General features: G+C 53.0%; 18 protein-coding genes. 15 read left to right on the top strand and 3 right to left on the bottom strand.

Annotated elements, in window-relative coordinates:
* The first annotated feature begins 1 nt into the window (after position 1).
* The 11 genes from AC1DU9_RS21075 to AC1DU9_RS21125 all read left to right on the top strand — a co-directional run bounded on the left by AC1DU9_RS21075 (position 2) and on the right by AC1DU9_RS21125 (position 13,267).
* The gene (locus tag AC1DU9_RS21075) at positions 2-757 is read left to right on the top strand and encodes an ABC transporter permease (protein ID WP_477810750.1); all 756 of its coding nucleotides are present in this window, start codon (positions 2-4) and stop codon (positions 755-757) included.
* On the top strand, positions 747-2,078 hold the full coding sequence (locus AC1DU9_RS21080; RefSeq protein ID WP_223462051.1) for an ABC transporter ATP-binding protein: 1,332 nt from the start codon (positions 747-749) through the stop codon (positions 2,076-2,078). The genes AC1DU9_RS21075 and AC1DU9_RS21080 overlap by 11 nt, the downstream gene beginning before the upstream one ends.
* Before the next feature lies 1 nt (position 2,079).
* Positions 2,080-2,961 (top strand): sulfotransferase domain-containing protein, encoded by an 882-nt coding sequence (locus AC1DU9_RS21085; RefSeq protein WP_223462053.1) that lies wholly within the window; start codon positions 2,080-2,082, stop codon positions 2,959-2,961.
* Complete coding sequence (locus AC1DU9_RS21090; protein ID WP_223462055.1) at positions 2,946-4,967, top strand: sulfotransferase family protein; 2,022 nt, start codon at positions 2,946-2,948, stop codon at positions 4,965-4,967. The genes AC1DU9_RS21085 and AC1DU9_RS21090 overlap by 16 nt, the downstream gene beginning before the upstream one ends.
* Positions 4,968-4,997: 30 nt before the next feature.
* Complete coding sequence (locus AC1DU9_RS21095) at positions 4,998-6,083, top strand: DegT/DnrJ/EryC1/StrS family aminotransferase (RefSeq protein ID WP_223462058.1); 1,086 nt, start codon at positions 4,998-5,000, stop codon at positions 6,081-6,083.
* Positions 6,076-8,826: a glycosyltransferase gene (locus AC1DU9_RS21100; RefSeq protein ID WP_223462061.1), complete on the top strand. Its 2,751-nt coding sequence runs from the start codon at positions 6,076-6,078 to the stop codon at positions 8,824-8,826. Before AC1DU9_RS21095 ends, AC1DU9_RS21100 begins: the two co-directional genes overlap by 8 nt.
* Positions 8,816-9,985, top strand: a complete 1,170-nt coding sequence (locus tag AC1DU9_RS21105) for a glycosyltransferase family 2 protein (protein WP_223462063.1) — start codon at positions 8,816-8,818, stop codon at positions 9,983-9,985. Before AC1DU9_RS21100 ends, AC1DU9_RS21105 begins: the two co-directional genes overlap by 11 nt.
* A gap of 109 nt (positions 9,986-10,094) precedes the next feature.
* Positions 10,095-10,751 (top strand): acetyltransferase, encoded by a 657-nt coding sequence (locus AC1DU9_RS21110; protein WP_477810751.1) that lies wholly within the window; start codon positions 10,095-10,097, stop codon positions 10,749-10,751.
* Positions 10,751-11,713, top strand: coding sequence for a glycosyltransferase (locus AC1DU9_RS21115; protein ID WP_223462067.1), 963 nt, complete (start codon positions 10,751-10,753; stop codon positions 11,711-11,713). The genes AC1DU9_RS21110 and AC1DU9_RS21115 overlap by 1 nt, the downstream gene beginning before the upstream one ends.
* Positions 11,713-12,795 carry a glycosyltransferase gene (locus AC1DU9_RS21120; RefSeq protein WP_477810752.1) on the top strand — a complete coding sequence of 361 codons (1,083 nt, stop codon included), beginning with the start codon at positions 11,713-11,715 and terminating at the stop codon, positions 12,793-12,795. The genes AC1DU9_RS21115 and AC1DU9_RS21120 overlap by 1 nt, the downstream gene beginning before the upstream one ends.
* 25 nt (positions 12,796-12,820) lie before the next feature.
* Positions 12,821-13,267, top strand: a complete 447-nt coding sequence (locus tag AC1DU9_RS21125) for a hypothetical protein (protein WP_223462071.1) — start codon at positions 12,821-12,823, stop codon at positions 13,265-13,267.
* Between the two features lie 129 nt (positions 13,268-13,396).
* Here AC1DU9_RS21125 and cysN read toward each other — a convergent pair whose 3' ends face one another.
* Positions 13,397-15,292: a sulfate adenylyltransferase subunit CysN gene (cysN, locus tag AC1DU9_RS21130; protein ID WP_223462073.1), complete on the bottom strand. Its 1,896-nt coding sequence runs from the start codon at positions 15,290-15,292 to the stop codon at positions 13,397-13,399.
* Positions 15,292-16,362, bottom strand: a complete 1,071-nt coding sequence (gene cysD / locus AC1DU9_RS21135; protein ID WP_263289774.1) for a sulfate adenylyltransferase subunit CysD — start codon at positions 16,360-16,362, stop codon at positions 15,292-15,294. Before cysD ends, cysN begins: the two co-directional genes overlap by 1 nt.
* An 882-nt stretch (positions 16,363-17,244) precedes the next feature.
* Here cysD and AC1DU9_RS21140 point away from each other — a divergent pair.
* A complete protein-coding gene (locus AC1DU9_RS21140) occupies positions 17,245-18,108 on the top strand; it encodes a DMT family transporter (RefSeq protein WP_223462075.1) in 864 nt (287 codons plus the stop codon).
* A gap of 272 nt (positions 18,109-18,380) precedes the next feature.
* Here the strand turns inward: AC1DU9_RS21140 and AC1DU9_RS21145 are convergent, their stop codons facing one another.
* On the bottom strand, positions 18,381-19,289 hold the full coding sequence (locus tag AC1DU9_RS21145; RefSeq protein ID WP_223462077.1) for a DMT family transporter: 909 nt from the start codon (positions 19,287-19,289) through the stop codon (positions 18,381-18,383).
* Positions 19,290-19,448: 159 nt separating this feature from the next.
* On the opposite strand from AC1DU9_RS21145, the gene aceK reads away from it, so the two are divergent.
* The 3 genes from aceK to AC1DU9_RS21160 all read left to right on the top strand — a co-directional run bounded on the left by aceK (position 19,449) and on the right by AC1DU9_RS21160 (position 26,726).
* Positions 19,449-21,167 carry a bifunctional isocitrate dehydrogenase kinase/phosphatase gene (gene aceK / locus AC1DU9_RS21150; RefSeq protein WP_223462079.1) on the top strand — a complete coding sequence of 573 codons (1,719 nt, stop codon included), beginning with the start codon at positions 19,449-19,451 and terminating at the stop codon, positions 21,165-21,167.
* 180 nt (positions 21,168-21,347) lie between these two features.
* The gene (hrpA, locus tag AC1DU9_RS21155; RefSeq protein ID WP_477810753.1) at positions 21,348-25,259 is read left to right on the top strand and encodes an ATP-dependent RNA helicase HrpA; all 3,912 of its coding nucleotides are present in this window, start codon (positions 21,348-21,350) and stop codon (positions 25,257-25,259) included.
* Between the two features lie 345 nt (positions 25,260-25,604).
* Positions 25,605-26,726 carry a beta-ketoacyl-ACP synthase III gene (locus tag AC1DU9_RS21160; protein ID WP_223462084.1) on the top strand — a complete coding sequence of 374 codons (1,122 nt, stop codon included), beginning with the start codon at positions 25,605-25,607 and terminating at the stop codon, positions 26,724-26,726.
* The last annotated feature ends 50 nt before the right edge of the window (positions 26,727-26,776 follow it).

The following is a 26,776-nucleotide window of genomic DNA, read 5'->3' on the forward strand; positions in this document are numbered from 1 at the left end:
GATCAAGGCAATGGCCCAGCGCGAAGTTGTCGGGCGATACAAAGGTTCGTTTCTGGGTATTTTTTGGTCTTTTTTCAACCCGGTGCTTATGTTGGCGGTTTATACCTTCGTCTTCAGTGTCATTTTTAAGGCACGCTGGAACAGTGGTAGTGACTCTAAAACAGAGTTTGCATTGGTCTTGTTTGCGGGGTTGATGGTTTTTAACCTGTTTTCCGAATGCGTAAACCGGGCGCCAGGAGTCATCCTCGCAAACGCCAACTATGTGAAAAAAGTCGTATTTCCCTTGGAAATACTTCCATGGGTAGGTATTGGCTCCGCGATGTTTCATTGGTTGGTGAGCTTGAGTGTTTGGCTGGTGGCGTACGTAATATTCTTTGGAGTTCCGCATGCGACTGTCTTGTTACTGCCGCTAATTATGCTGCCTCTGATTTTTCTTGTGCTGGGACTATCATGGGCGCTGGCTTCGTTGGGTGTTTACTTGCGCGATGTGAGTCAGTTCATAGGGATTTTGACGACGATATTGATGTTTTTGTCGCCTATTTTTTATCCTTCAAGCTCCTTGCCTCAAGAATATGCACACTTGCTTTTGCTTAACCCGCTGACACCGGTGATTGAAGGGGTCAGGGATGTACTGTATTGGGGTAAAATGCCCGATATGAATTTCTTTCTTGGGTACTTGCTAGTTACCGCGTTTTTTGCGTGGCTKGGATTTGCATGGTTCCAAAAGACACGTAAGGGGTTTGCAGATGTCCTCTGATATCGCAATCAAGGTTGAAAACCTTAATAAGTGTTACCACATTTATGACAAGCCTCATGACCGGTTGAAGCAAATGCTGATGCGCGGACGCAGGCAATATTTCCAAGAGTTTTGGGCTCTGCGCGACGTTTCCTTTGAAATCAATAAAGGAGAGACCGTCGGAATCATTGGTCGTAATGGCAGCGGTAAGTCGACTTTGCTGCAGATGATCTGCGGTACGTTGAACCCTACCAGCGGTAGTATTCAGACCCAAGGCCGCATCGCAGCTTTGCTTGAATTGGGAGCAGGTTTCAACCCCGAGTTCACCGGGCGTGAAAATGTCTACATGAACGGGGCGATATTGGGGTTGACCCAGGATCAAATCGATTCGCGTTTTGAGGAAATCGCGTCCTTCGCCGATATCGGGAGTTTTATCGAGCAACCCGTTAAAACCTACTCCAGCGGTATGTTTGTGCGCTTGGCGTTTGCATCAAACATTATGTCGCGACCTGAAATCATGATTGTCGACGAGGCGCTCTCGGTTGGCGATATGAACTTTCAGGCAAAATGCATGACTGCTCTGACACGTATTCAGGATAACGGCGCAACTATATTATTTGTCAGTCATGATGTGGGCTCGGTCAAAAGTTTGTGCTCGCGCGGCGTCTATCTCGAGCGCGGCCAGCTCGTTGCTCAAGGGCGAGCCGCCGATGTTGCAGAACGTTACGTTCGGACTATGCGCGAAGAAATGAATGACGAGCATAGGAAGTTCTCGAGGGTATCAGCCGCGTTTGGCGAGAAGCCGGCACTTCCAGTTGTATCCTCAATCATGCCTGCCGAGTCGGGATTTAAAAGGTCCGCAGAGTTTGAAAACAGGGTTGCCCAGTTTCGGTACGGTACGGGAGAGGTAAAAGTAGCGAGCGTTGAATTGTTAGACACCGAAGGCAAGGAGTTAACCTTTGTTGAGTTTAACCAAGACGTAAAAATTAAGGTCTATTTTGAAGCGTTTGCCGAGAAGTCTATTTCCGTTAACTTCAGTGTATTTGACGAAAAAAAGAACAATATCATCGGGTGTGGTTTTTTGCACGCAGACCAGTCGTATCTGTTAACAAAAGAAAATGCCAAATATTTGGCCGAATATTCGCTGAAGCTCCCGTTGCAAGAAGGGAATTACTCGTTGCGGATCAATATTTCGTCTCCGATTGTCGAGAATGAATCAGCAGAGTTTGTCGACTTTGTAAGTGATGCGTTGGTGTTTAAAGTCGGTCGCTGGGAAAAGTCCAGGGTTTGGTCGAAAGTGCATGCCTTTTCCAAGTTGACGTTACACGAGTTTGAGGTGTGACATGCGCGACGTACCGGGTCTAAATAGTTTGTATGCATCCGACCGTCCGGATTTCATGATCCTGGGTGTTCAAAAATCGGCAACGACAACGTTGTTCGATGTGTTGAATGGTTTAGATGGATTTTCCGGTTCGTCGCAAAAGGAATTGCATTATTTTGATAGTGATTTGAACTATCAAAAAGGAGTTGATTGGTACCTCGACTTTTTTGGGCGAAAGAAAGTGGGGGTAAAACGATTTGAGGCGACACCTTCATATATTTATATGCGAGATGTTCCTGGGCGAATCTATAAAGACTTCGGCTCCATGAAATTCGTAGTGATGTTGCGTGATCCGGTCAAGCGGTGCTTTTCTGCCTGGAATATGTTTAGGACTTTTAATAGTAATAAACAGACGGCTGAGTATATATACGATACCTATATAAAGGATAGTAATCCTGGGTCAAGGGAAGCACTTCGGCACCTGCTGTTTTCTGAGTCGTTTCCAACCTTTGAACAGTGCGTCAATGAGGATTTATTCAGGCGTCATTCAAACGGTACGGATGAAGAGCCCAGTTTCGTTCGGCGTGGGTTCTATTATGAACAGATTCTGCGTTATCTCGAATTTTACAGGTTGCAGGATTTTTTGTTTTTAGAACAGGATGATTTTTCCAAAGATCCTGTCGGAAGTGTTGGTGTGGTTTTAGACTTTCTCGGAGCTGACTCTCGAGTGGATCTCGGAGTTATTCCGCAGGTAAGTAATAAAGGTGACTACGACGGTGTTGCAATGGATGCGCACACTGATGTGTTTTTAAAGTTATACGACTTATATAGTGAGCCGAACAGGCAGTTGTTTTCGCTCATTGGCAAGGAGTATCCCTGGAGTGCTTCTTGGCTTACTCTATGAATAATGCATTTATTATTGGTACTGGTCGCTGTGGCACCTCGTGGCTGGGACAAATGCTGAATAGCCATGCCGAAGTATGTGTACCTCCGGAGATTCAACTGTTATTTGAGTATTCTGGAAATGGTGACCGATTATTTGAGGCATTTTCCCAAGCAGGACCTTCAGGGCTTGATGGCGAGTTAATTGCTTCCATCATCAAGCAGGGCTGTCCGCACAAACTCGAAATGTTCTTCGATTATGCTGAGTTTTGCTGTCGGGAAGATACACCGAGGAGTTCTGCGGCGGTCTTTGTAGAAGCGTTTTACGCAGCTATTGCAAAGGCGCATGGAAAAACCTGGTTGATTGAGCAGACACCTTGGTATGGTCAGCGCCTCGATCTGGTTTCCAGGATTTTTCCAAACGCAAAGTTTATTCATGTTGTGCGGGATGGTCGGGATGTTGCTTTGTCGTTCGCTCGAACGCCATGGTGGCACGCGTCACCGCGATTGAACCTGTCCAGGTGGCAGAGAGAAATCAAGAAAATTGCGCTAGATGCAGCTTTTTATCTCGACGCCAGTGCCTACCTGGAGGTTAAGTATGAGAGTCTGGTCGCTAACACAGAGTTCGAATTGGAGCGAATCTGTGAGTTCCTGGGCATAGATTTTGATCCGTGTATGCTGAATCCGAAAAAACTGATTGATTATGATCAGTTCTGTAAATTTGATATGAAACAAGTATCTTCCCAAGTTTACTCGGATTGGCGCCAGCGTAAGGATTCCACCAGTTTTTCGGAGAACGTCGGTGCTTGGCAACGGGCGGAGGGCATGTTTCTCGCGCCCTTGCCTCCACAGATCGCTAGTTGGCTTTCCCACTACGGGTATGAGATTGAGCGGGACAGCCAGTCGGAAGTTGATGTGTTCCAATATCATCAGGAATACAGCTTCAATGCGCTTGAGAGAGAACTTGCCAGTCAAAAAACAGAGTCCGCTCGGCTTTTGGATGTTGTTGAACAGCAAATATCTCATAACTCAGCACTTCAAGATGAATTGACCAGGCAAGTCGAACACGCCCAACTTGTAGAGCAAGACTGGTTGGCACGCGGGGAATTGATTCAGCAGCATTCGATTACGCTTGAGTCGCAGATAAACCACAACCGTCTTCTTCAGGAAGAGTTAGCCACACAGTCCCAACACATCCACCATTTAGAGGAGGATTGGGTTGCTCGTGGAGAGTTGATTGGGCAGCATTCGAAGACGCTCGAAATGCAAGCTAGTCAGAATTTTCTTCTTCAAGAAGAGTTGGCCAATCTGTCTCGACATACCCAATGTGTGGAGCAGGATTGGGCTGCCCGTGGGGATTTGATCGAGCAGCAGTCGAGTTCGCTCGAGACGCAAATCGGCCAGTACCTCATCCTTCAGGAGGCGTTAGTCAAACAATCTCAGCACATCCAGCTTTTAGAGCAGGATTGGGCTGCCCGTGGAAACTTGATCGAGCAGCACTCAATTTCGTTGGAATCGCAAATTTCCCAGAATCTGATCCTTCAGGAGGAACTGGTCAAACAGTCTCAGCATATTCAACGTGTTGAGCAGGATTGGGCCGCCCGTGGAGATCTGATTGAAGAACACTCAATTTCTCTAAAATCACAAATTTCCCAGAACCTGATCCTTCAGGAGGAACTGGCCAAGCAGTCTCAGCATATTCAGCGTGTTGAGCAGGATTGGACTGCCCGTGGGCATTCGATTGCTCAACTCTCAGAAAATCTTCAGGCTCAGGTAAGTCAAATTTCCTTACTTGAACGGGACGTGATGGAAAAAGCTGAGCATATCCAGTTTGTAGAACAGGAGCTGGCCGCTCGTGAAGAATTGATCAAAGAGCTCTTAAATACTATTTCTGCACTGCAGATGGATAACACAGTGCTCAAAGAGTGCGTTGAAAATGCAAGAAATGATATAGGGAAGTTAGAGGTAGAGCTTGATGGGTTTAGGAACTCTTGGTGTGGAAGGCTGAAGAGTTTTCTAAAAAAGTGAAATTTCAACGTTCTGAGTTTTAGTGAATTTATGAATATTACCGTTACCAAGCCGTTTATGCCTCCTTACGCGGAGTTCCAGGAGTATTTAGCTGGAATTTGGGAGCGTGAATGGCTGACCAATAATGGTCCATTGCTGAATGAGTTGGAAATCAAACTTAAAAAGCACCTTGATGTCGATCATTTGCTGTTCCTGACCAATGGAACCATTGCGATTCAGATTGCTATTCAGGCGCTTGATCTTAGCGGTGAAATTATCACAACACCGTTCAGCTATGTGGCGACTACTTCAAGCATTGTCTGGGAACGCTGCCGTCCGATTATGGTGGATATCTGCCCGGATACGCTGAATATTGATCCATCAAAAATTGAGCAGGCGATAACTGATAAAACCACAGCTATTCTGGCGACTCACGTCTTCGGTAATCCATGTGATGTGGAAGCAATCGCCGCTATTGCAAAAAAATATAACTTAAAAGTTATCTACGACGCTGCGCATGCTTTTGGTACCAAATACAAAGGTAAATCACTTTTGTCTTATGGTGACGTTTCTACTTGCAGCTTCCATTCGACGAAGTTGTTTCATACTGTAGAAGGTGGTGCTGTAACTACTAACAATCCTGATATCAATAAAAAGATGTCGATGATGAGGAATTTCGGGCACTCATCGGTTACGGAGTTTGGTGGTGTTGGTATTAACGGTAAAAACTCCGAATTTCATGCCGCCATGGGGTTGTGCAATCTTAAGTATATTGATGAGGTGATGGCTGTTCGTCGCCGGTTGTCTGTACAGTACTTTCAGAATCTTGAAGGTGTGCCAGTAAAGTTCCAAAAAACTACACCTCAGTCGGATTATAACTATTCTTATTTTCCAGTTATATTCGAAGACGAAGCAACATTGTTAAAGCTTGTTGAGTTTCTCAATCTCAATAGTATCTTTCCGCGGCGTTACTTTTACCCTTCATTGACAAAGTTGCCCTACGTTTCCGGACAGAGTGCACCCATTGCAGAGGATATTTCGCGCCGAATTCTCTGTCTGCCGCTTTATCACACACTTTCTTTAGAGGAAGTGGATATGATTTGTAGGTTTATCAAGCAGGAATTGTGCTGTGAGTAAAGTTATTGCAGAAAATGGAGTTTCTAAACCTGAGGTTGCGAAGGGTGTTACACCTATTAGCGGCGTAACAGGCGATAAATTTCATATTGAATTCTTCAATGATGGTCGTTTGGAAGGGCAGGACAAGCTTGCTCTTCTGAACTTCCTCATGCGTGAGTTTGCTCTTCAGCAGCCTGTCGTATTGAAAGGAACTGGTTCCGCAATAGAAGCTCAGTTTCTGCAGGAGCAATATTCTCGGCAACAAAAGAAGGTTGATCTACTGTATCTCGATGCAGATGTTTTCGAGTCTGATGCTTCATTTGTTATTAAAAAACTGTACGCCCTATTGTCGAGAAAGGGTGTCATTTGTATCGAAACCAATGGTCTAGTCATCGCGCCCGATCTGCTTCCCGACGATACGTTTGAACTCGTATTAGGCACTCCGGATTTCTTGATATTTGCACAGGCAAATGGGGATCGTCCCGTTCGAAGCATGCGCTATCAAATCGATATTCTGCGCAGAAAAATGTTTTTTGAACGAAAACGTCAGTTGACTCGCTCCAGTGAAGTTGGTGTACCGCTGGTGACGGTTGTCGTACTTACCTTTAAGCATAAAGACTTCATTGCCGAGTGTCTGAAGTCCGTATTGCTTCAAAAAGGGCGCTTCCGGATGCGCGTTATCATTATTGATGATGCTTCGCCTGACGGAACCGCAGACGTTGTGAGATCCTGCATATCTGAACACCAAACTGACCGTTTTGATATAGAGTTTCATGCCAACCAGCAGAATGTTGGGGTCGTTGCCAACCTGGCCAAGGCAATGCGACTGGCAAAGGGCTGCGACTATTTGACCTTCTGTGAAGGTGATGATTTTTGGAGTTCAGAACACCGGATTCAAGAACATATAGACTTTCTCCAAGAACGGCCGGCGTCTGTAATGTCGTTCAACTCCATTGAGCTCTGTGGAGCTAATGGTGAATCCCGGAAGGTCTTTGCAGATCATGCCAATTTAGTAGAAGAAAATATTGACGGCCTTCAACTTGCTGAAAACAATCTCATCGGTAACTTTAGCGCTTGTTTTTATCATGGTGCGGTCGTTGATGTTATTCCGCATGAGATGTTCGAGTTGTACACGGTTGATTGGCTCTTCAATCTGTATTGTGCACAGTTCGGCCCCATCGCGCATCTGAAGAAACCGCTTTCGGTTTATCGTCAACATGGTGGCGGTGAGTGGAGTGCTCGTCGAGATGTAGATAAGATTACCACGCTACTTTCTCATATTTCTGAATATAATGCGTTCTTGGATTTTAGCTATGATACGGGCTTCCAGGGATACAGCCAGAAGCTGTATTTTCTGCTCGATGAGAAATACGCTGATAGCTTGAATAAGTTGGATCTTATCGTTTTTGATGATGTTTTTCCATCCACTAGAAGTGGGTTCCGTCATACGGAGTTTACAGGCTATTTGCGAGCATTCAATAAGTCACTGGTATTGACGTCCGGTGCTTCGCTGCCTGTGCTGGAAGACACTCCGATAAAAGATGTAATTCTTAGCTATCAACGCCAGCATTCAGACTTGGGAAATCAGGTCATGATTTACAACAACAAGTTTCCCCTGCGCCTCGGGAAGCTTTTGTATGTAAACTTTCTGACAAATGCTTATGCGCTGCTACCCTATGTTGAGGCAGCCAAAGTACCATTTGTTTTTACACTCTATCCCGGCGCAGGATTTGTCCTGAATAATCCGGAATGTGACAGAAAACTCAAGCAGGTTTTTGATTCGCCCTGCTTCCAGAAAGTCATCGTGACCCAACAAGTGACTTACGACTATATCGTGCATCGTAACCTCTGTTCGGCAGATAAGGTTGAGATGATCTTCGGTGTCGTAATGCCGGAAAACCGCATCGAACAATCCACCCACGACAAATGCCGCTGGGGATTCGGGAAGCCGCGTCTGGATATTTGCTTCATGGCGCACAAGTATACGGTTTATGGCGAGGACAAAGGCTATGATGTCTTTGTAAACGTCGCGAGCATACTGCGTCAGCGCCACGACAATATTTATTTCCATGTCGTAGGTCCTTTTGATAGGCGCGTTATTGATGTCAGCACATTCAGTGACCGTATTACTTTCCACGGTTCTTTGAATCCAGAGGCGTTTGATGATTTCTTCAGTGATATGGATATCATCATGTCACCGAACATCAGTGGAAAGATTTTCCCTGGGTCGTTTGATGGTTTTCCTACGGCCAGTTGCACTGAGGCGGGCTTACGCGGAATTGCAATCTTCGCAGTTGATGAATTCAACTCTGCCGCAGGGCACTTTACCGACGGTTTAGATATTGCGCTCATCAGATATGATCTAATGGATATCGTTAACAAGGTTGAGAGTTACTATGCACAACCTGCATTACTGAAGGAGCTTGGAGAACGAGGTGCAAGCCGTATCCGCGAACTGTACAGCCTGGATGCTCAAATGGCTCCTCGTATCGATCTGTTGCGCAAAGTGATGAAGCAGCTTGATGAATTTCCTCTCGTCATGAACTTTCCGTCTGGCGATGACAAAAAAACGATGCCTGGTGTTTACGAGAATGACTCCGTTGTTAACGAAACAATAGACTCTGTTGTTGCCGTTGAAAGTCTGGATACCGCTGACGGGACTACTGGTCAGAGCAATCCAGGCTTTTCGGCGGTATTACGGAAGTCTTGCCCGGAATCACTGAAAAAACTTTACCGGCTCTGGAAGAAAAAATATGCTTCCTGATGACGAAACCAAATCGGTTGTAGGGCACGCGCCACTAGTTAGTGTCGTGATACCGTCCTACAACCACGCAAAATATATCTGCAAGGCTGTAGATAGTATTCTAGAGCAAGGTTTCACCGACTTTGAGTTGTTGATCTCTGATGATAGGTCAACTGACAACAGTTGGGATGTCATCTCTGGATTTAATGATCCACGGATACGCTCCTTTAAACAGGAAAAAAACCTGGGTCCAGTTGGAAATCTTGTCTTTCTGATTGAGCAGAGCCGTGGGAAATACATAGCTCTGCTTAATTCGGATGATACTTGGTACCCGACAAAGCTTGGTAAGCAGGTTGCCATTCTCGAGGCTCAGCCTGAGTTGGGAGCCTGCTTCACTTGGGCTGATTTGGTGGATGAACAAGGACGTGAGACGAGTGGCCCGGAAGCTATCTGGAATGATGTATTCCGGAAGGCCAATCGTAGTCAGGGTGAATGGCTTCGACATTTCTTTTTCAAAGGAAACTGTATTTGCCACCCCAGTATGTTGGTGCGTAAGGAAGTCTACCTTGAACTGGGTTTCTACAATCCCGGGCTGAAACAGTTACCCGATTTCGACATGTGGATTCGGCTGGTTAAAAGCTATCCAATCCATGTTATTCAAGAAAACCTTGTCGGGCATCTTCGGGATGGAAACAATACCAGCGTGGTTTCGCCCGAAAACTCAGCGCGCAATCTGACAGAGCTGGTCGAGATATTTGGTTCGTTTTTCGAGAATGTTTCCGACGGGATTTTTGTCGAGGGGTTCGGTAACGATTTTCGTCTCAAAGGGGTTCCTGCGACACCTGCGAGACTTAAATGCGAAAAGCTGTTTCTGCTTCTGGACAGTGCTTTTGCACACGCGTCTGGTCGGGCTGCAGGTTTATCCTCATGTATAAAGAATTTTTCTGATCCTGAGTTCGAGCGGGTGCTCCGTGATGAGTACATGTTCAATGTTTTCGAGTTCTATCGCCTGACGGGGCAATCTGGGCTCGGCCACTATCTAATGGTTGCCCATAATTCTCAGGGCATGGCAATCGGCACGAGCGAGACGTGCAGCCAGGCTCCAAGAATGGGAAGTCGTATCACTAGATATCTCAAAGGGCTTGCCCGCCGGCTGCTTCGTGCTCTACGTTTGCGTTGACGTAAGCTGAGTGGGATACGACTGGTTAAAAGAAGAAGGTAAGGTTGGGCGGTTTTGAGCGCTGCTTATAGCTGCTGCCCTGTATATGGATTATGGATCTGATAATTTTATGAAAAGCTATTTTGGTCTGATTGGTGCTGGTGGGCATGGCAGGGAGGTTATGCCCATGCTGCGTTCGATGCTCCAGGGCAAGATAGCAGGCTTGAGTGCTGAATTGCTGTTTGTGGTTGAAAATCTGGAGGAAGAGATTGAGGTCAACGGATATCGCACAATCAGTCTCAACGCGTTTTTTGATCTGGAAGGAACCAAGCGTTTCAATGTGGCAATTGGTGACTCAAAAGTTCGTCAGAGGATTGCGGAGGCTTGTGCCGCCCAAAACATCGAGCCTTTCGCGCTGATTGCGAATAGTGTGWTTTTGTTGGACAGCAATGAAATCGGTGAAGGCTGCATGATTTCAGAGCAGACGATCATCACGTCAAATGTCCGGATTGGGCGTTTTTTTCAGGCTAATAACCAATGTAATATTTCACACGATTGTGTGATTGGGGACTACGTAACCCTCGCACCAGGTGTCAAATGCAACGGCAATGTAACTATTGGCGATCACGCTTATATAGGTGCTGGCGCGTTGATCAAACAGGGACGGCACGGTAAACCATTGCTAATTGGCGCAGGGGCAGTCGTCGGTATGGGCGCGGTTGTTACCAAAGACGTTGAGCCGCATACAACAGTGGTAGGTAATCCTGCCAAACCGTTGGTGAAGTAATGTTGAATACTAGTCCGGGCTTCGGGTTGTCAATCCTGTTGGTTACCTATAATCACGAGTCTTACATTGACCGAGCGCTGGAGTCTCTATTCAACCAGGACTTCTCAGGTACTATTGAGTTGGTCGTTGCTGATGACGCATCTACGGACAGTACGTTGGCGCGTATTCGTACTTACGAAGGTGTTGATTCGCGCTTTTCTTTCAAGTATCTGTCGTGCGATACCAATGTTGGTATTACCAAAAACTACCAGCGTGGTTTCGGAGCGTGCACAGGGCAATATGTTGCGGTTCTGGAAGGGGATGATTACTGGATTAGCCCGAGAAAATTGTCGCGGCAAGTCGAGTTTCTGAGCGAGCACTGGGAGTGTGATCTTTGCTCCGTAAATTACTTCATTTTCTATGAGGCGAATGCGTCGTTTGTTGAGCGGACACCGATTGGGGCAGGACATCGCCTACTTGGGGCACGTGAACTAATCATGGATAATCTGGTGGGCAATTTTTCTACATGCATGTACAGGAAGACTGCCTTGGATCGATTGCCGGTAGACTTGTTCGAGGTCAAGTCCTATGACTGGATTGTTAATATCTGCGTTGCCTCCAGCAGCCTGATTGGTTTTATCGAAGAACCTATGTCGGTCTATCGGGTTCACTCATCGGGTGCATGGTCAAACTTTGCGCACATTGAAAAGCTCCAGTTGCAACTAAGCCTGATTCCTACCTATGACGGAATTACCCGGCAGATGTATCACGCGGAATTCACTCGTCTGGAGCATGATCTGCGCAGTGTCATTATCCTGGCGCGCGGTGAACAACTAGCCGGAAACATGGTACGGCCGGCGTTGTTGAGCCTCACAAGGCTGCGTATGTTTATGCCGCCGATCGTTATCACGATCTTTCAGGCACTCATGCCGCCCATCCTGACGAGATTGTTATTGAAGATTGCTCGTCGAGGTCGAACGTAATGCGACCCCCTGTGATCAGTGTGGTGATGGCAACCTTCAACCATAGTGCATACGTTGCTCAAGCTATCACCAGTGTGCTGCAACAGCGTGGTGTCGACTTTGAGTTTCTGATAGCCGATGACGGATCAAGCGACTCTACGCCCGCAGTTGTTGAGTCTTTTGACGATGCGAGGATTCATTTTTTTTCGCATGGAGTCAACCGAGGGGCGAGTATTGTCACCAACGAATTGATTGCGCATGCAAAGGGTGAGTTTATAGCGCTCATCAATTCTGACGACTATTGGTGTGATGAAGGGAAACTGGCTTATCAACTCGATATCCTTCGTCAGAATCCGACTTTGGGTGCCACATTCGGGCGGGCGCGGTTTGTTGACAAGCATGGAAACGACATCAATAAGAGTCGTTTGTCTTTTGGCTCGGTGTTTGATCAGGAAAACCGCACTCAGGGTGAATGGCTACGTTTCTTTCTGGAGCACGGTAATTGTCTTTGCCACCCGACAATGCTGATCAGGCGTAAATGCTATGAAGAACTTGGGGGATATAGCAACAACCTACGGCAATTACCCGATTTTGATATGTGGATCAGACTGGTCAAGCATTACCCGATTCATATTTCTGAGCGACCTCTGATAAATTTTAGAGTGTTGCCGGGGGAGAGTGTCAGCAGCCAGACAGTGACTAACTCCATTCGTACGATGAACGAGCACTATCTGATCGCTGATACATTTTTCCAAGACGTCACCGAGCACCTGCTCAAGGCTGGTTTTTCGGAGATGCTTAGGTGTTCGGATATACCCACTTCAATCCATCTTGATATAGAAAAGGTGTTATTGCTTTTTGTGCCGAACCGCGCCATGGGCAAGGCCTACAAGATGATCGGGATCATTAAACTCGGTCATTTACTCGCTAGTCGTGTGCATCGTGAGGTGCTCGCARACGCATACGGTATAGATGGAAACTGGTTTCAGGCTGAAATGGGGAAGCTGGATGTATTGCGACCCAAGTATTTGACAATGATCAGTGAAAAAACTATTGGTGTGAGACGTGCTTTGARTCGATTTTTAAAGCGCGATGACTATTAAAGTGAAAGTACATTAAGGAAATGTTATGCGTTATATGTATGTACCTCTTGTTGCTATTTTTGGTTTTCTTTCTGCATGTGATGCAGGTAAGCCAAAAGACATCGTTTTAAATAATTCGTGCTCGCTGGATAGTCCTGTTGCCGAAGCCAAGGTTTCGACAAACGTGCCGTTGCAGTTCTGGGGGTGGGCTTACAACGTAGCGGCGGGCACAGTTCCAAAGGATGTATCCATCGAACTTATCTCGTCGAACGGTGATGTTGCCCTTACCGCTCCGCTTACCCGTTCCTCTCGCGAGGATGTAGCGAAAGCCTTTTCCAAACCAGAACTGGAAATGGCCGGTTTCAATGGCGCGGTAGACATCAAGGTTTTGGCATCAGGTGTCTATACAGTGAAAATTATTCAGCAAGAAGGAAAGGACCGTCTTGCTTGCGCCAGCCCAACCAAGCTAAATATTCAGGCTATTAAGGGCTGATCAATCGCCTAAGTGAGGTACTAAGAAATTAGCCTTGGTGCGAGTGATTTGGGGAATCGGATTTTGGCTGTTCCTCTGATCCAAAAAAACACCCCGAGCTATTCGGGGTGTTTTTTATGGAGAAAATTTTCATTGCTTGATTGATTGCATCACTCGGGCGGTCGCCACGTTCAAATCAACTTCCCCAGCATCAATCTCAACATCAGCCTCCACCGGCGCTTCATACGGACTCCCCACCCCTGACAGGTTGGGCAACTGCCCCGACCGGGCCTTCTTGTACAGTCCTTTCACATCCCGCTGCTCGCAGACCTCCAACGGTGTGCTGACGTAGACTTCGACGAAGTTCTCTTCCCCTATCAGTTCCCGCGCCATTTGCCGCTCTCTTCTGAACGGAGAAATGAACGCGGTAATGACCACCATTCCGGCGTCCATCATCAGCTTGGCGACTTCGGCGATTCTGCGGATGTTTTCCACGCGGTCGGCATCGGTAAACCCCAAATCCTTGTTGAGGCCTTGGCGAACGTTGTCGCCGTCGAGGAGGTAGGTTCGATAGCCATTGGCGTGCAACTCCACTTCCAGGGCATTGGCCAGCGTCGATTTGCCGGAGCCGGACAATCCGGTGAACCAGATGACTTTGCCCTTGTGGCCGTTGAGTTTCTCGCGGTTTTCGCGGCTGATCGAGAGGGCCTGTTTGTGCACGTTTTGTGCGCGTCGCAGGCTGTGGGTGATCATGCCGGCCGCGACCGTGGCGTGGCTGATGCGATCGACCAGGATGAAGCTGCCGAGGGTTTTCGAATGTAGGTAGCTGTCGTAGACCAGAGGTTTGCTGATGGCGAGGTTGCAGACGCTGATGTCATTGAGTCGCAGTTGTGTGCTGGCGTCATGGGCCAGGGTGTTGATGTCCACCCGGTATTTGATGGTGGTGATGGAGGCGCTTGCCCATTGCGTGGCGAGTTTGATGTCGTAGTTGCGGCCGTGCAGCCCGGCTTCTTCGTCCATCCACACCAGCGTTGCTTCAAACTGGTCGGTGGTTTCCAGCGGGTTCTTGCTCTGTGAAATGATGTCGCCGCGAGATGCATCGATTTCCCGGTCGAGCTTCAGGGTGACGGCGTCGCCACACTCGGCCTGTTGCATCGGGCCGTCCATGCTGACAATTTCCGCCACCGTTGCGGTTTGACCGGAGAGGGTCACGCGGATCTCATCGCCGACTTTGACCGTGCCTTCGCCAACATAGCCGCTGAACCCGCGGAATGAAGCGTTCGGCCGATTCACCCACTGCACGGGAAACACCAGGCGTTCGGCTTGCGGTGTGGTGATTTCCGCGGTTTCCAGGTAACCCATCAACGTTGGACCGCTGTACCACGGCGTGTGAGCCGAGCGCTGGGTGATGTTGTCGCCCTTGAGCGCACTGACAGGAATGGCCGTGATCTTCTCAAAGCCCAGTGTTTGGGTGAATGCCTGGAAGGTCTCGACGATACGCTGGAAGGTGTCCTGATCAAAGTTGACCAGGTCCATCTTGTTTACGGCCAGCACCACGTGACGGATGCCCATCAGCGAGATCAGGTAGGCGTGGCGGCGGGTTTGCGTCAGTACACCTTGCCGCGCATCGACCAGGATGACGGCTACGTCAGCCGTTGACGCACCGGTGACCATGTTGCGTGTGTATTGCTCGTGGCCTGGTGTGTCGGCAACGATGAATTTGCGTTTGGCGGTGGCGAAGTAGCGGTAGGCCACATCGATGGTGATGCCCTGTTCGCGCTCCGCCGACAGGCCGTCGACCAGCAAGGCAAAGTCGATGTCGCCACCTTGGGTGCCATATTTTTTTGATTCGGTTTTCAGGGTTGCCAATTGATCGTCGGTCAATTGCCGGGCATCCCACAGCAGACGGCCGATCAGGGTACTTTTTCCGTCATCGACGCTGCCGCAGGTGATGAAGCGCAGCAGGTCCTGAGCTTGTTGTTGCTCGAGGTAAGCCTCAATGGTCGTGGGCTGTTGTGGGACGCTTGCCAGTGTTTTCAGGACCATCAGAAATACCCTTCTTTCTTTTTCTTTTCCATGCTGGCAGAGCTGTCGCTGTCGATGGCTCGCCCGTGTCGCTCGGAATGAGTGGAGCCCAGCAGTTCAAGCAAAATTTCGGCCACGGTGCTGGCGTTCGAATCCACGGCGCCGGTCAGCGGGTAGCAGCCGAGAGTGCGAAAGCGGATGTTCCGGGCTTCGATTTTCTCACCGGGCAACAGGGGCATGCGTGCATCATCGACCATGATGGTCATGCCGTTACGCATGACAACGGGACGTTCCCTGGCAAAGTACAGGGGGACCAGCGGAATGTTTTCCTGGTAGATGTATTGCCAGATATCGAGTTCGGTCCAGTTGGATAACGGGAACACACGAATGCTCTCGCCCGGCTTTTTGCGCGTGTTGTAGAGGTTCCACAATTCGGGACGCTGCTGTTTCGGGTCCCATTGGTGACTCTGGGTGCGGAACGAAAAAATGCGTTCCTTGGCCCGGGATTTTTCTTCATCGCGGCGTGCGCCGCCGAACACCACGTCGAACTTGTATTTGTCCAGCGCTTGCTTGAGGCCTTCGGTCTTGGTGATGTCGGTGTGCAGTGCCGAACCATGATCAAAGGGGTTGATGTCCTTGCTGATGGCTTCCGGGTTGGTATGCACCAGCAGATCCATGCCGCTTTCGCGGGCCATGAAGTCGCGAAACCGGTACATCTCCTGGAATTTCCAGCGTGTGTCGACGTGCAGTAATGGCAGCGGTGGTGGCGAAGGGTAAAACGCCTTGCGAGCCAGATGCAGCATCACCGCGCTGTCCTTGCCCATCGAGTACAGCATCGCGGGGGTTTCCGCCTCGGCCACCGCTTCGCGGATGATTTGCAGGCTTTCGGCCTCAAGACGCTTGAGGTGGGGCGTGCGCACTTTCAACGCATCCACCGGACCGGTTTGGCTGCTTGTGTCCAGTATGGCCGGGTACCCCAGCAATCCAAACTCAACCTGTTCCGGCGCACAGGCCTGCCTGCAAGCGTTGACCAGTCGACCACTGGGGAAGATAACGATGCTCTTGGCGATGTGGGCCTGCAGGCGACGCATCGCAGCGGTCAGCGATTGAGCGTCAACCGGTTCGTTCCCGAGTGGCAACCAGTAGCGCGCACCGCGGGCGTCGTTGGCGTGCAAGACGTCCGTTCCGTCAGCGGTGCGATGCAATTGGGCATACAGCACCAGCTTGCGTTTGATCCGGGCCTTTTCAATCTCCCAGTCCAGAACCGAGGGTGTCGGACTACGTCCGGATTCGTCGCTCAGGTTTTGCGCATTGAGTGTATCGGGCAGGAGTGCAAGCTCATGCAAGCGTCGTTCGGCGGTGCGCTTGGTGTCAGCTTGTTTGAGTTGATTGAGATGGACAAAGGCCTGCTGTGTATCCCATACCACTGGGGCATCGAGGCCAAGAAGATCGGGGTTTGCCACTGGATATCTTCCTTGTCGCAAAATGTTGATTTTGCTTTTTCTGATTCTGATTATTATGTTTTATCGAGGGTTTTCGATTTGTTTTGCCATTAAATCACAAATTGCGACACTGGCTCATTGAAAGTTTATGTGCCTGCACCACAATGCCGTGTCGGGCAGTAATCCATTGCCATTCTTGTGCAGCGCTGGTTATAGTCAGTCTTCGGCAGGTTCATGACCTGCTTTTCCACTCCTGAAAAAGATCAGCCCAATGCCTGCATCCCTCATCAACGCGGTAGTCGATTCAGCGGTCAACGCTGGCGTCGTGCCGTGCGGGAACCAGCAGCCCGGGCAGATCAGTCATTACCCCCCTCCTGTCAGTCGCACGCCAGTGTGCGCGGTGGTCTCACCGCCAGGCGTAGGCATTTCGGGCTGATCAGCTGCTTTCTGCTGTTCCCCTGCCTCCCTGAAAAAACGACTGAATTTCAGCTTCGGCTGAGTTGGCTTTTTGCCTGACTACAGGTGGTATTCATGTTTGTCCTTTCGAAAAAGTCCGCGCTCGCGGCGGCGTCCACGAGCCTGTTCGTTCTGCTGTGGAGCAGCGGGGCGATTTTCTCCAAATGGGGGCTGGCTCACGCGTCACCCTTCGCCTTCTTGATATTTCGTTTCGTCATCGCCCTAGGCGGCTTGGTGTTGCTGGTGCCGTTGCTCAAGCTGAAGTTGCCCAAGGGCGGCAAACCGATGCTGTATGCGATGGCCACCGGCGTGGTGTTGTTGGGGGCTTATCAGATTTTTTATCTGCTGGCCCTGGACCTTAAAGTCACGCCCGGGGTAATGGCGACCATCATGGGCGTGCAGCCGATCCTCACCGTGGTGGTGATGGAGCGCCAGCGTTCATGGAGCCGGATGTTCGGTCTGGCCCTGGGGTTGACCGGGTTGGTCATGGTGGTCTATCAGGGCATCGGGCTGGCCGGGATGTCGCTGGCCGGGATGCTTTTCGGTTTACTCGCGCTGGCGAGCATGACCTTCGGTTCGATCATGCAGAAACGCATCACCGACAATCCCCTCGGCACATTGCCGGTGCAGTATCTGGCCGGACTGCTGTTGTGCGGGATTTTCGTACCCTTCCAGCCGTTTCACTTCGAACACAGCAGCGGTTTCATCCTGCCGGTGCTGTGGATGGGGCTGGTGGTGTCGGTRCTGGCGACACTGTTGCTGTACCGCTTGATCGCCCGGGGCAATCTGGTGAATGTCACCAGCTTGTTTTACCTGGTGCCGGCGGTAACGGCGGTGATGGACTATCTGATCTTCGGGAATCGCCTTGCGCTGTTGAGCCTGTTCGGCATGCTGTTGATCATCGTCGGGCTGGTGTTTGTGTTCCGTAAACCTGCATAAACCCGAGAAGGCCTGGAACAATGCTCCGGGCCTTTTTCATTTGGCCAGTGCGTGCTCGGCCCGCACCGAATTCATGAACGGCTGCATTGCCGAAGACTGAATGCGATGGGGAGATGAGTGCTTCTACCTTGTGATTGTCGGTGTATGGGCTGACGCCATCGCGAGCAAGCTCGCTCCCACAGGGTTCTGCACTGAACACAGAGTTTGTGTACAACACCGACCACTGTGGGAGCGAGCTTGCTCGCGATGACATTTTCTGCATCCCGGCAGCTCTACCGGTCCGCCACCATTTGCGGTTTCACAGCAGCCGGCTTCAACACCAACCACAACGCCACGGCAATCAACATTCCGCCATAGATATGCGCCATCGACAGTGGCTCATCGAGAAACAGCGCGCCCCACAACACGCCGAACAGCGGGATCAAAAAGGTCGTAGTCATCGATTTCACCGGACCAATCGAGCTCAAGAGCCGGAAGTAAACAATGTACGCAAACGCTGTGCATCCCAGACCCAACCCCAGTAACGAGAGCCAGACACTCCAGCCGCCCCAGGTCGCGGGCGGCTGGCTGATCACGCTGTAGCCGAACAGCGGCAGCAGGAACAACGTCGCGCCGAGCATGCTGCCCACTGCCGACAAACGGCTGTCGAGACCACCGGCCTGATCGAGCCAGCGGCGGGCCAGAAACCCCGCAAATCCGTAGCAAGTGGTCGCGAGCAGGCAGGCGACGGCACCCAGCAGCAGTTCCATATTGAACGCCACCGGACCTGCACGGGTCAGCACGCCCACGCCGAACAGCCCCAGGAACACGCCGCCGAGTTTGGCGCCAGTGAGCCTTTCATGGAAAAACAGGCCGCCAATGAGCACACCCATCAATGGAGTTGTGGCATTGAAAATCGACGAGTAACCGGCTGGTAGCACCTGCGCGGCCACCGAATAGAGCGTCGCCGGAACCCCGGAGTTGATCACTCCGAGCAGCATCACGGTCTTGAGTTTGCCCTTGAAATCCCAGCTGATGCGCATCAGCCCAAGAATCACCAGCAGTCCGGCAGCGGCTATCGATACACGGAAAAAAGCGGTAGGAATGCTGCCAATCACCGGCGCAATGATGCGCATGAACAGAAAACTGGCCCCCCAAATGGCCGCCAGGGACAGTAAACGAAAAATATCGACGGGGTTCACAGCGCGGTCCTTCCTTGATGGAGGGGCGAAAGTGTTGCTGAGTGTGTGGTCGATGGCAACCGAAAACCGGGCATTCAATTCGGCTGGAAAATTACCCTTCTCCTGCACCCGCTTCACTGGCTAAGCTCAAGCCTCCCGAATTCCCGCAGAGGTCTCACCATGCCGCAGCAATGGCCAGCCGCCGACATCGCCCGTTTGATCCTCGATGGCTTTGACGATTACCGCGAGCATTTCCGGCAGATTACCGACGGCGCCCGGGCCCGCTTCGAACAGGCCCGGTGGCAAGAGACGCAATCGGCGTCGGCGGCGCGGATCAATCTGTACGAAGAAAAAGTCGGTGAAACCGTGGAGCGACTGCGCACCGCGTTTGACCCAGGCACCCTGGACGTCAGCTGCTGGCCGCTGGTCAAAAGCGCCTACATCAGCCTGATCGACCTGCGCTTCGACGATGAACTGTCCGAGACCTGGTACAACTCGATCTTCTGCGGGCTGTTCAGCCATGACCTGATCAGCGACGGCTGCATGTTCATCCACACCACCCGGCCGAGCCTGCGCCGTGCCCGGGCCGCGCAAACCCGCACCTACAAGCCGCAAGGCCAATTGTCGGCCATGCTCGCCAGCATCTTCGCCGACTACCGCTTCAGTGAGGATTACGCAGATCTGCCCGGTGACCTGAAGCGTCTCGAAGCGCAGTTGCGCGAGAACCTGCCGGATTGGGTGTGCAAGGACCCGGAGCTGAGCGTCGAGCTGTTTTCCTCGGTGCTGTACCGCAATAAAGGCGCGTACCTGGTGGGGCGCATCTACACCGCCGACGAGCAATGGCCGCTGGCGATTCCATTGCTGCACCTCGAAGGGCGCGGCATCCAGATCGATGCGCTGATCACCGACGAGGCGGACGTGTCGATCATCTTCTCGTTCACCCGCTCGTATTTCATGGTGGATGTGCCGGTGCCGGCGGAGTTCATCGGCTTCCTGCGGCGTATCCTGCCGGGCAAACACATTGCCGAGCTGTACACCTCGATCGGCTTCTACAAGCACGGCAAGTCGGAGTTCTACCGGGCACTGATCAATCACCTGGCCAACACCGACGACCAGTTCATCATGGCCCCCGGTGTGCGCGGCATGGTGATGAGCGTGTTCACCCTGCCGGGTTTCAACACCGTGTTCAAAATAATCAAGGACCGTTTCTCGCCGTCGAAAAACGTCGACCGCGCCACGGTGATCGAAAAGTACCGCTTGGTGAAAAGCGTCGACCGCGTCGGGCGCATGGCCGATACCCAGGAATTCGCCGATTTCCGTTTCCCGCTGAGCAAGTTCGATCCTGCGTGCCTGGAGGAACTGCTGGAAGTCGCGCCGTCGACGGTGTCGGTGGAAGGCGACACAGTGCTGATCCGTCACTGTTGGACCGAGCGCCGCATGACCCCGCTGAACCTCTATCTGGAAAACGCCAACGAGGCGCAGGTGCGCGAGGCCCTGGAGGACTACGGGCTGGCGATCAAGCAACTGGCGGCGGCCAACATCTTTCCCGGCGACATGCTGCTGAAGAACTTCGGCGTCACCCGTCACGGTCGTGTGGTGTTCTACGACTATGACGAAATCTGCTTCCTTACCGAGGCCAACTTTCGCCACATCCCGGCACCGCGCACCCCCGAAGACGAAATGGCGTCCGAACCGTGGTACTCGATCGGGCCGCTGGACGTGTTCCCGGAGGAGTTTCCGCCATTCCTGTTTGCCGATTCGGCGCAGCGCCGGTTGTTCGATCAGTTGCACGGCGAGTTGTACAACGCCGATTACTGGAAAAGCCTGCAGGAAGCGATTCGGGCGGGGAAGGTGATTGATGTGTTTCCGTATCGGCGTAAAGGTTTGGACAACGAGTAGTTCTCACCGACGCTATCGCGAGCAAGCTCGCTCCCACACTTGTGGTGCGGTGTGCCCAGATTTTGTGGTCGCTATAGATCCACTGTGGGAGCGAGCCAGCTCGCGATCGGCCGCGCAGCGGCCGTAAAATCTGCGACAATCGGCACCCTTGCGCCACTAGACGACTGAATTGCGTACCCGATGACCGACGAATCGCCCTCCATCGACAAATTGCTGAAAAACCTCGATCACGCCATGCTCGCCGACCGCCACCGGCTGCGGCGGCAGTTGCTTGAGCTGCGCAAGAAACCCGACGAAGCCAGGCTGGGCCAGTGGGTGACGCGGATGCAGGCGTCCTGTGAGCAGGTGCTGGCGCGCAAGGCCAGCCTGCCGGTGATTCGTTACGACGACAGCCTGCCGATTGCCGCCAAGCGCGACGAAATCAAAAAGGCGCTGGAAAAACACCAGGTGTTGATCATCGCCGGTGAAACCGGCTCGGGTAAAACCACCCAGTTGCCGAAGATCTGCCTGGAAATCGGTCGCGGTCAGCATGGTTTGATCGGCCATACCCAGCCGCGGCGGATCGCTGCGCGCAGCGTCGCCAGCCGGGTCGCCGAAGAGCTCGGCACGCCGTTGGGTGCACTGGTCGGTTATCAGGTGCGTTTCGAGGATCAGAGCGATTCCAACACCCTGATCAAGCTGATGACCGACGGCATCCTGCTGGCCGAAACCCAGAACGACCGGTATCTGGAACGCTACGACACGATCATCGTCGACGAAGCCCACGAACGCAGCCTCAATATCGACTTTCTGCTCGGCTATTTGAAAACCCTGCTGCCGCGTCGTCCCGATCTGAAAGTCATCATTACTTCGGCGACTATCGACCTCGAACGCTTCTCCAAACACTTCGATGACGCGCCGATTGTCGAAGTCTCCGGCCGTRCCTTCCCGGTGGACACCTGGTATCGCCCGCTGACGCTGGAGCAGGACGARGAGGGTAACCACGTCGAGGACGACCTCACGGTGGACCAGGCGATCCTCGCCACCCTCGACGAAATCGCCGCGTTTGAGCGTAGCGAGCGCCGCAGTCCCGGTGACGTACTGGTGTTCCTGCCGGGTGAGCGAGAGATTCGCGACGCCGCCGACATGCTGCGCAAGGCTCAGCTCAAACACACCGAAATCCTGCCGTTGTACGCACGCCTGTCACCGGCCGAGCAACAGCGGATTTTCCAGTCGCACCCGGGCCGTCGCGTGGTGCTGGCGACCAACGTCGCGGAAACTTCGCTGACGGTGCCGGGCATTCGCTACGTGATCGACAGCGGCACCGCGCGCATCAGCCGTTACAGCTACCGGGCCAAGGTCCAGCGCCTGCCGATTGAAGCCATTTCCCAGGCCAGCGCCAATCAGCGTAAAGGTCGTTGCGGGCGGGTCGAGCCAGGCATTTGCGTGCGCCTGTACAGCGAAGAGGACTTTCTCGGTCGCCCGGAATTTACCGATCCGGAAATCCTGCGGACCAACCTTGCAGCGGTCATCTTGCAGATGTTGCATCTGCGCCTTGGCGAGGTCAGCGCGTTTCCGTTTATCGAGCCGCCGGATGGCAAGGCCATCAGCGACGGTTACAACCTGCTGCAAGAACTCTCGGCGGTGGACCGCAACAGCCAGTTGACGCCGCTCGGCCGGCAACTGGCGCGATTGCCGGTGGACCCGCGCATGGGCCGCATGTTGCTGGAAGCGGCGAAACTCGGCAGCTTGCAGGAAGTGCTGATCGTCGCCAGTGCCATGTCGATCCAGGACCCGCGCGAACGCCCGCCGGAGCGTCAGCAAGCGGCGGATCAGGCCCATGCCCAGTGGAAAGACGCCGACTCGGACTTCGCCGGACTGGTCAATCTGTGGCGCGGTTTTGAAGAACAACGCCTGGCGCTGACTGCCAATCCGTTGCGCAACTGGTGCCGCAAGAATTTCCTGAATTACCTGCGCCTGCGTGAATGGCGTGACTCCCATCGTCAGCTGAGCCTGATCTGCCGCGACATGCAGCTGAGCCTCAACAAAGAGCCGGCGGACTACCCGAAACTGCACAAAGCGGTGCTGGTGGGGTTGCTGAGCCAGATCGGCCAGAAAACCGAAGAGGGCGATTACCTTGGCGCCCGTCAGCGGCGGTTCTGGATTCATCCGTCGTCGGGTATCGGTAAAAAGCGTCCGCAGTGGCTGATGACCGCCGAACTGGTGGAAACCACCAAGCTCTATGCGCGCATGGTGGCGAAGATCGATGCCGACTGGATCGAGCCACTGGCCGGGCACCTGATCAAGAAAAACCACTTCGAACCCCATTGGGAGAAGAAGCGCGGCCAGGTCGTGGCGTTCGAACAGATCACCCTGTTCGGGTTGATCGTGGTTGGGCGTCGGCCGGTGCATTACGGCCCGGTGGACCCGGTGGTATCCCGTGAATTGTTCATCCGCGAAGCACTGGTGCGTGGCGAAATCCAGTCGAAGGCCAGGTGCCTGACGGCCAACGCGCAGTTGCTGGAGCAACTCGACGAACTGGAAGCCAAGGCCCGTCGCCGCGACATCCTCGCCGACGAAGAAACCCTGTACGCCTTCTATGACGCGCGATTGCCGGCGGAGATCCATCAGACGGCGACCTTCGACAGTTGGTATCGGATCAACAGCCAGAAAGACCCGCAGCTGCTGATCATGCGCGAAGAAGACGTGCTGGCCCGCGAAGCCAGTGAAGTCACCGCCCAGCATTACCCGGATACGCTGCATCTCGGCGATCTGGAGTTGGCGCTCAGCTACCACTTCGAACCCAACCATCCACGGGACGGCGTGACCCTGCGCGTACCGGCACCACTGTTACCGATGCTGCCGCCGGAACGCCTGGAATGGCTTGTCCCTGGCGTCATCGAAGCCAAGTGCATTGCCCTGGTGCGCAATTTGCCCAAGGCCTTGCGCAAGAACTTCGTGCCGGTGCCGGACTTCGTCAAGGCGGCCTTGCAGCGCATGACCTTTGCCGAGGGCTCGCTGCCCCAGGCCTTGGGTCGTGAGTTGTTGCGCATGACCGGTGCGCGGGTCAGCGATGAAGCCTGGAGTGAGGCGGCGCAGCAAGTCGAAAGCCATCTGCGGATGAACCTGGAAATCGTCGACGCCCAGGGCAAGTTCCTCGGTGAAGGTCGCGATCTGGCCGAACTGACGGCGCGTTTCGCCGAGGCCAGCCAGGCGGCATTGGCGGTGCCGCAATCCGCGAAGAGCCAGCAGCCGGTGGAGCCGAAAGTATTCGCCGCCGTGGCCGAGAAAACCCAGCAGAAGATCGCCGGGCTGTCGATGACGGTGTATCCGGCGCTGGTGGAGGAGAACGGTACGGTCAAGGAAGGGCGTTTTTCGACGCCGGCCGAGGCCGAGTTCCAGCATCGCCGTGCCCTGCAACGCCTGCTGATGCAGCAACTGGCCGAGTCGGCCAAATTCCTGCGCGGCAAATTGCCGGGGCTGACCGAACTGGGCCTGCTGTACCGCGACATGGGGCGCGTCGATGCGCTGGTGGAAGACGTTCTGCTGGCCAGCCTCGACAGCTGCATTCTTGAAGGCGAAGACCCGCTGCCACGCGATGGCGCTGGATTGGCGTCGCTGGCCGAGCGCAAACGTGGCGCCTGGACCGAGCACGCCGAGCGTGTGGCCAAGCTGACCCTGGAAATACTCAAGCTCTGGCACGGCTTGCAAAAGCGCTTCAAGGGCAAGATCGATCTGGCGCAAGCCGTGGCCCTGAACGATATCAAGCAACAGCTCAGCCACTTGGTCTATCCGGGGTTTGTCCGGGAAACGCCGATGCAGTGGCTCAAGGAGTTGCCGCGTTACCTCAAGGCCATCGAGCAGCGCTTCGAAAAAATCGGTGCCCAGGTGCAGCGCGACCGGGTCTGGAGCGGCGAATTGAGCGGCTTGTGGACGCAATACCAGACCCGCGCCAGCAAACACGCCCAGGAAGGCAAACGCGATCCGCAGCTGGAATTGTATCGCTGGTGGCTGGAGGAATATCGGGTTTCGCTGTTTGCCCAGCAATTGGGGACCAAGGTGCCGATCTCCGACAAGCGACTGAACAAGCAGTGGAGCCAGGTCGAACCCTGAACCCGAGGTTGGCGCAATACCTGTGGGAGYGAGCTTGCTCGCGATGGGGGCATTTGATTCAGCATTAATATTGACTGATAGACCGCTATCGCGAGCAAGCTCGCTCCCACAGGGATTTTGTATTGGCTTTAGGTGGGCGTTATCCAGCAAAAAGGGGCCAAAACCCACGGTTTATGGCAAACTTCGCGCCTATAAACACCGGCCCCGCGGTTTTGAGCCTTCACGGTAACGGGCAGGTCGGAATAAAGCGATGCCAGGTTTGCGTCCCCCGGACGGGAATAGACCCTTTGTGTATTGGTACGTCGGTGCCAATGCTTTCTGCCTGAACAGATTAGAGACACGACCATGCATAACGTCGTCATCAGCGGCACCGGCCTGTACACCCCGGCCAACAGCATTTCCAATGAAGAGCTGGTGCAGTCTTTCAATACTTACGTCGGGCAATTCAACGCCGACAACGCCGATGCCATTGCGCGCGGTGAAGTGCAGGCATTGACCGAATCCAGCGCTGCGTTCATCGAAAAAGCCTCCGGCATCAAGAGCCGCTTTGTCATGGACAAGGACGGCATCCTTGACCCGCAGCGCATGGCGCCACGCCTGCCGGAACGTTCCAACGACGAATGGTCGGTGCTCTGCCAGATGGCCATCGGCGCGGCCGAACAAGCCTTGCAGCGTGCCGGCAAGACCGCAGCGGACATCGACGGCGTGATCGTCGCCTGCTCCAACCTGCAACGCGCTTACCCGGCCATTGCCATCGAAGTCCAGGAAGCGCTGGGTATCCAGGGTTTCGGTTTCGATATGAACGTGGCGTGTTCCTCGGCGACCTTCGGTATCCAGACCGCCGCCAACAGCGTGCAACTGGGCCAGGCCCGGGCAGTCCTGATGGTCAACCCGGAAGTCTGCACCGGCCACCTGAACTTCCGCGACCGTGACAGCCACTTCATCTTCGGCGATGCCGCCACCGCGGTGATCATCGAGCGTGCTGACCTGGCGACGTCCAAGTACCAGTTCGATATCGTCAGCACCAAGCTGCTGACCAAGTTCTCCAACAACATCCGCAACAACTTCGGCTTCCTCAACCGCGCAGCGGAAGAGGGCATCGGTACCAGGGACAAACTGTTCGTGCAGGAAGGCCGCAAGGTGTTCCGTGACGTTTGCCCGATGGTGGCCGAGCTGGTCGCAACGCATCTGCAAGAGAACCAGCTCAACGTCAGCGACGTGAAGCGCTTCTGGCTGCACCAGGCCAACCTCAGCATGAACCACCTGATCGTCAAGAAGCTGCTGGGTCGCGACGCCACCGAGCAGGAAGCGCCGGTGATTCTCGACACCTACGCCAACACCAGTTCCGCCGGTTCCGTGATTGCGTTCCACAAGAACCAGGACGATCTGGCCGCCGGTTCGCTGGCCGTGCTCAGCTCGTTCGGCGCCGGTTATTCGATTGGTAGCGTGTTGCTGCGCAAGTTGTAGGAGCGAGCTTGCTCCGGGCGGCGTTCCGACGATGGTCGTCAACGATAACG

This window comes from Pseudomonas sp. P4_C1, assembly GCF_056402155.1.

Bases quoted from the DNA above. Each gene is read 5' to 3' on its own strand.
- AC1DU9_RS21160 (WP_223462084.1), top strand. From the start codon at position 25,605: ATGCATAACGTCGTCATCAGCGGCACCGGCCTGTACACCCCGGCCAAC.
- AC1DU9_RS21105 (WP_223462063.1), top strand. From the start codon at position 8,816: ATGCTTCCTGATGACGAAACCAAATCGGTTGTAGGGCACGCGCCACTA.
- AC1DU9_RS21095 (WP_223462058.1), top strand. From the start codon at position 4,998: ATGAATATTACCGTTACCAAGCCGTTTATGCCTCCTTACGCGGAGTTC.
- cysD (WP_263289774.1), bottom strand. From the start codon at position 16,362: ATGCGTCGCCTGCAGGCCCACATCGCCAAGAGCATCGTTATCTTCCCC.
- AC1DU9_RS21125 (WP_223462071.1), top strand. From the start codon at position 12,821: ATGCGTTATATGTATGTACCTCTTGTTGCTATTTTTGGTTTTCTTTCT.
- aceK (WP_223462079.1), top strand. From the start codon at position 19,449: ATGCCGCAGCAATGGCCAGCCGCCGACATCGCCCGTTTGATCCTCGAT.
- AC1DU9_RS21115 (WP_223462067.1), top strand. From the start codon at position 10,751: ATGTTGAATACTAGTCCGGGCTTCGGGTTGTCAATCCTGTTGGTTACC.
- AC1DU9_RS21080 (WP_223462051.1), top strand. From the start codon at position 747: ATGTCCTCTGATATCGCAATCAAGGTTGAAAACCTTAATAAGTGTTAC.
- cysN (WP_223462073.1), bottom strand. From the start codon at position 15,292: ATGGTCCTGAAAACACTGGCAAGCGTCCCACAACAGCCCACGACCATT.
- AC1DU9_RS21085 (WP_223462053.1), top strand. From the start codon at position 2,080: ATGCGCGACGTACCGGGTCTAAATAGTTTGTATGCATCCGACCGTCCG.